Source organism: Saccharothrix sp. CCNWYY140 (genome assembly GCF_037401995.1).
Taxonomy (GTDB): domain Bacteria; phylum Actinomycetota; class Actinomycetes; order Mycobacteriales; family Pseudonocardiaceae; genus Actinosynnema.
This window is the reverse complement of record NZ_JBBEGC010000230.1, coordinates 1-5472: the sequence shown is the minus strand read 5'-3', so window position 1 is coordinate 5472 and position 5472 is coordinate 1. Positions and strand designations below refer to the sequence as shown.

General features: G+C 71.7%; 4 protein-coding genes. 3 read left to right on the top strand and 1 reads right to left on the bottom strand.

Features of this window, described 5'->3' with window-relative positions:
* Positions 1 to 114 precede the first annotated feature (114 nt).
* Entirely contained in the window at positions 115 to 1872 is a 1758-nt protein-coding gene (locus WBN91_RS38875; RefSeq protein WP_337729303.1) for a 1-deoxy-D-xylulose-5-phosphate synthase, read from the bottom strand.
* 513 nt (positions 1873 to 2385) lie between these two features.
* On the opposite strand from WBN91_RS38875, the gene WBN91_RS38870 reads away from it, so the two are divergent.
* From WBN91_RS38870 to WBN91_RS38860, 3 genes are read left to right on the top strand one after another with little or no spacing between them, the layout of a single operon-like run.
* Positions 2386 to 3486: a polyprenyl synthetase family protein gene (locus tag WBN91_RS38870; protein WP_337729304.1), complete on the top strand. Its 1101-nt coding sequence runs from the start codon at positions 2386 to 2388 to the stop codon at positions 3484 to 3486.
* Complete coding sequence (locus WBN91_RS38865) at positions 3483 to 4115, top strand: ABC transporter ATP-binding protein (RefSeq protein WP_337729305.1); 633 nt, start codon at positions 3483 to 3485, stop codon at positions 4113 to 4115. The genes WBN91_RS38870 and WBN91_RS38865 overlap by 4 nt, the downstream gene beginning before the upstream one ends.
* Positions 4112 to 5197, top strand: a complete 1086-nt coding sequence (locus WBN91_RS38860) for an ABC transporter permease (RefSeq protein ID WP_337729306.1) — start codon at positions 4112 to 4114, stop codon at positions 5195 to 5197. The genes WBN91_RS38865 and WBN91_RS38860 overlap by 4 nt, the downstream gene beginning before the upstream one ends.
* Positions 5198 to 5472: the final 275 nt, after the last annotated feature.

Below are 5472 nucleotides of genomic sequence, written 5' to 3'. Positions count from 1 at the left end.
TCATCGACTGCACCGACACCGGGAACTCACTGCCCACACCGACGGACCCCACCATCAACTGGCGGGTCTTGCGGCGCGGCGCCAACGTCGTCGACAGAGGCAGGTCCAAGGCGGTCATGACAGGACTCCCCGGATCGTGGCGGCGATGCCCGTCGAGTCGAGGCCGTGCGCGCGCAGGATGTCCGTGCGGGTTCCGTGGGGCAGGAAGGCCCGTGGCAGCCCCGAGACGTGGACCGGCGTGGGCAGGGCCGCGTCCCGCACGGCCTCCGCGACCGCCTCGCCCACCCCGCCGCTGCGCACGCCGTCCTCGACGCACACCACCCGGCCGTGCCGGCCGGCGAGGGCGACCAGCGACGGGTCCACCGGCAGCACCCACCGCGGGTCCGCCACCGTCACCCCGATCCCTTCGTGCTCCAGGGCGGTCGCCGCCGCGACGGCGTCGGCGGCCAGGCAGCCGACCGCCACCAGCAGCACGTCCCGCCGCCCCGACTCGTGCAGGACGTCCACGTCCCCGCACGGCCGCACCGCCGGGACGTCGGAGGCCACGCGTCCCTTGGGGAACCGCAGCGCGGTGGGTCTGTCCATCGACACCGCCTCCGCGAGCAGGCCCCGCAGCCGCGTCCCGTCGCGGGGCGCCGCGACCCGCATGCCCGGCACCAGCCGCAGCACCGCCAGGTCCCACGTGCCGTGGTGGCTCGGGCCGTCCTCACCGGTGACCCCGGCCCGGTCGAGCACCAGGGTCACCGGGAGCCGGTGCAGCGCGACGTCCAGGAGGACCTGGTCGACCGCGCGGCACAGGAACGTGGAGTACACCGCCACCACCGGGTGCAGCCCGCCCATCGCCATGCCGGCCGCGCACGTCAGCGCGTGCTGCTCGGCGATGCCGACGTCGAACACCCGCGCGGGGTACCGGTCCGCGACCGCCGCCAGCCCGGTCGGGTGCAGCATCGCCGCGGTCACGCACACCAGGTCCGGCCGCTCGGCGGCCAGCAGCCGCAGGTGCTCGCCGAACACCGCCGTCCACCCGACCCCGCTCGACCGGCCCGCCGGGCTCACGGCGTGCATCCGGTCCACCGGGTCGGCCTCGGCGGCCGGGTGGCCGCGGCCCTTGCGGGTCAGGCAGTGCACGACCACCGGGCGGGCCACCGACTTCGCCGCGCGCAACGCGTCCTCGACCGCCTCGACGTCGTGGCCGTCGACCGGGCCGAGGTAGGCCAGACCCAGTTCGGTGAACACGTTCGAGGTGATCCGCTCCGGGCGGGTCACCCGCAGTTCCGCCAGCCGCCGGCCCACCGCGCCCGCGGTGGCCCCGTAGGAGCGGCCGTTGTCGTTGAGCACCACCACGATCGGGTGCGCGGTGGCGGCGATGTTGTTCAACGCCTCCCACGCCAAGCCGCCGGTCAGCGCGCCGTCGCCGACCACCGCCACCACGTGCCGCCCGCCGCCGCGCAGCCGGGCCGCCTCGGCCAGGCCGTGCGCGTAGGACAGCGCGGTGGAGGCGTGCGAGTTCTCCACCAGGTCGTGCGGGGACTCCGCGCGACTGGGGTAGCCCGACAGGCCGCCCGCGCTGCGCAGGTCCGCCAGCAGGCCGGCCCGGCCGGTGAGCATCTTGTGCACGTACGCCTGGTGCCCGGTGTCGAACACGACCCGGTCGACGGGGGAGCGGAACACCCGGTGCACCGCGATGGTCAGCTCCACCACGCCGAGGTTGGGTCCCAGGTGCCCGCCGGTGCGCGGCACGGTGGCCACCAGTCGGGCGCGGATGTCCTTGGCCAGGGCCAGGAGTTCGGCGCGGGAGAGCCCGCGGAGGTCTTCGGGGCCGGTCACGCCGCGCAGCGGGGACGGCGCCGGCCGGGCGACGGCGCCGGTCATGGTCGGACGTCCCCGGCGCGAGCGGGGGTCGGGTGGAGGTCGGGCATCGGGGCTCCTGGGTGGATCTCGTGGACCGCCGGATCGCAGACGCGGAGTGGGCCGGAAGCGGCCGGGAGGGGTGCGACTGCGGTGTCGCGGAAATGATGTGCGAATCGACCGTCGCGCACCGGCGAGATCAATTCAAGAGCGCGGCCGACGACCACGCCAAGGCGTTCACCGCGACCACTCGAAAGTGTGGGCATCACTACCCGAGTTCTGGGCACGGTGGTCGGCAGCGTGCCGCGCGGGACCGGAATGGGCAGCGCTTTCCGTTGACCTGCAAGGGTTCCCGGTAATCGGGACGATCGGCGAATGCGCAGAGCGACCTCTGGGACACCCTTTCGGGGCCGGCCGGCGGGGGTGGTGGCGTGTTAATTTTCCAGGCATCACCGCGGCGCCTTCGCCGCCCGCCTCCCGTTCATTCCGCCCGGTTCGCGGGCGTCGCCGATCACTCGAATCGCGTCCGGAGGAACCATGACGACCGGTCATCTCGTCGACGCCGCACCGCTCGCAGCGCCGGCCCAGCCGCGCGACCTCGACTTCGACCGCGTCCGCCGCGACGTGGACGACCACCTGGCCGACTTCCTCGACCACAAGCGCCGCACCGCGCCGGACCACTGCCTGTCCGCGCTGGTGGACCTGGTGCGCGACTTCATCGCCGGCGGCAAGCGGCTGCGCCCGCTGTTCTGCTGCTGCGGCTGGGTCGCGGCGGGCGGCGAACCCGACGACCCGGCCGTGCTGTGGACCGCGGCGGCGCTGGAGCTCTCGCACTCCTTCGCCCTGATCCACGACGACCTCATGGACGCCTCGGACCTGCGACGCGGCCGGCGCACGGTGCACCGGACCGTCGCCGACGACTGCGGCTGCCCGCGCGACGAGGCCGAGCGGTTCGGCGCCGGCACGGCGATCCTGGTCGGCGACCTGTGCTTCGCCTGGTGCGACGAACTGCTCACCCGACCGCGCCTGCCCGAGGAGCGGCTGCGGACCGTGCGCCGGCTGGTCGGCACCATGCGCACCGAGCTGATCGCCGGCCAGTACCTGGACATCGCCCCGCCCTCCGACGAGCCGCCGATGAGCCGGGCCTGGCGGGTGGTGAGGCTGAAAACCGCCCGCTACACCGTGGAACTGCCGTTGCAGATCGGCGCGGCCCTGGCCGGCGGGGACCGTCGCCTGCTGGCCGCGTGCAGTGCCTACGGCGCCCCGCTGGGCGAGGCGTTCCAGCTGCGCGACGACCTGCTGGGCGTGTTCGGCGACCCGGCCGTGACCGGCAAACCCGACTCCGACGACCTGCGCGACGGCAAGCGCACGGTGCTGATGGCCTTGGCGTGGCAGCAATCCACGCCCGAGCAGCGGGAGCTGATCGAGACCCTGCACGGCAACCCGGCACTGTCCTCAGAGGACGCCCAGCGGCTGCGGGACGTCATCGTGGCCACCGGCGCGCCCGACAGAGTCGAGCGGATGATCGAGACCCGGGCACACCGGGCACTGGCCGCCCTGCGCACAGCGCCGGTCACCGCGCCGGCCCGACGCGCGCTGACCGACCTGGTCGCCCTGGCCACCCGGCGCGCGCGGTGAACGGCGAGTTCAGCCTGCGGGCGATCAACATCCACAAGTCCTATGGCACGCGCGCAGTGCTGCGCGGCGTCGAGTTCTCCCTGCGGCCGGGGGAGATCATGGGCGTGATCGGCGAGAACGGCGCGGGCAAGACGACCCTCCTGCGCGTGCTGGCCGGCGAGCTGAAGGCGGACCGCGGCGAGGTCCTGCACCGAGGCCGGCTGGGCTACTGCCCGCAGCGGATCGTGGTCAACGACGAGCTGACCGTGGAACAGCACCTCCGCTACTTCCAATGCGCCTACCAACTCGACGACCTGACCCGCGCCTACGAGCTCCTGGACCGCTTGGACCTGGCGAAGTTCCGCGACCGCAAGGCAGGCGTGCTCAGCGGCGGCACAAGGCAGAAGCTCAACCTCACCATCGCCCTCATGCACGACCCCGGCGTGGTGCTGATGGACGAGCCATACCAGGGCTTCGACTGGGAGAACTACCTGAACTTCTGGGCCATCACCGACGAGTTGAGGGATCGAGGCCAGTCGGTGTTGGTGATCTCCCACATCGCCCACGACGTAGAGCGCTTCGACCGCCTACACCGCCTGCGCGCCGGCCGCGTGGTCGACGAGGACGCACCCGAGAGGATCGCGACATGACCTCCTGGTCGGAACTCCGATCCGAACTCCGTGCCCTGAGGGCAGCCCTGGACGACCGGACGACATGGCAGGCGTCCCTGATCAAGGCGGTCCTCTTCGAGGTCTCCCAACACGCCCGCAACCGGCTGGCCCTGGCTTTGGTGGTGTTCTTCATCCCGTCGTGGCTGGGTTTGGTGAAGGGCATCATCCCGAGCCGTCCGGTCGACTTTCACTCGGCCGTCGCCGACCGGGTGCTGACTGTGCCCGCGAACCAGCTGGCGATGATCTCGGGCGCGATCAACGCGGTGACCTTGATCATCGGCTTCATGATGTTCGCGGCCGTACGCCGATCCAGCGACTTCGACCAACGGCTGGTGCTGGCGGGCTACTCCCGCCCGTGCCTGCTGACTGCGAAGTTGGTCGCCTTGGTCGTCATCTCCGGCGCGGTGGCGGCGTACGCGGGCGTGCTGATGACCCTCTTCTGGGACCCGCTGCACCCGTGGTTGCTCGGATTCAGCCTGTTCATGAGCGGTTTGACCTACGGCGGCATGGGGATCGTGCTGGGTTTGGTGCTGTCCACGGAGCTGGCCGGCATGTTCGTCATCATCATGATCAGCCTGGTCGATGTGATGGTGCAAAACCCGGTCATCAACCCGTCGTCGAACCAGGACGTGGTGCGCTTCCTACCGACGTACGGCGCCATGCAGACCGGCGCGGCAGCAGGCTTCACCGACCAGGGGACGGCAGCTTATGCATCAATCGGCCTGCTGTGGCTGGCAGGCTTCGGCTGCGTAGGCATGGCTGCCTTCTACCTGCGCACCAAGGACCACGCCCGCCACGCCCCAGACCCAGAGCCCCGCACATCGACCCCGGCGGTGGTAACCGTGGCGGTACGGGCAGACGGAACCCTGGAGGTGCGCTCAACCTCCGGCCCAGTCGTAGTGTGCTCCCACTTGCTCCCCTGCGAAACAAAATGCGAAGTCCCAGCCCCTCGCACAAAACCCCGAGCCCCCCGCCGAAGCCGAACCACAACCACAGCCTCAGCCCCCACAACAACCACCGCCCCCGCACCCACAACAACCACCGCCCCAGCACCCACATGACCTCGCCGCCCGACCCGCACCCAGCTGACCCCGCCGCCCGCACCCGACCCACAACCCCGACCTCGCACACCAGACACCACTCCGGCAACGCACCACCCACACGCCCCCCAACCGAATCACGCCGGTCCCACCCGCCAGCCGCAAGCCCACGCACCCCACAACACATCGACCGCGCCGCTTCCCGCGCGCAGCGCGGTCCTTCGCGCGCGCAGCGCGCGGTAGGTGTTACCTACAAGTGGAGGGCCTCGGTTCCCCCACCGTATGGCCTGCCCGAA

Bases quoted from the DNA above. Each gene is read 5' to 3' on its own strand.
- WBN91_RS38875 (WP_337729303.1), bottom strand. From the start codon at position 1,872: ATGACCGGCGCCGTCGCCCGGCCGGCGCCGTCCCCGCTGCGCGGCGTG.
- WBN91_RS38870 (WP_337729304.1), top strand. From the start codon at position 2,386: ATGACGACCGGTCATCTCGTCGACGCCGCACCGCTCGCAGCGCCGGCC.
- WBN91_RS38860 (WP_337729306.1), top strand. From the start codon at position 4,112: ATGACCTCCTGGTCGGAACTCCGATCCGAACTCCGTGCCCTGAGGGCA.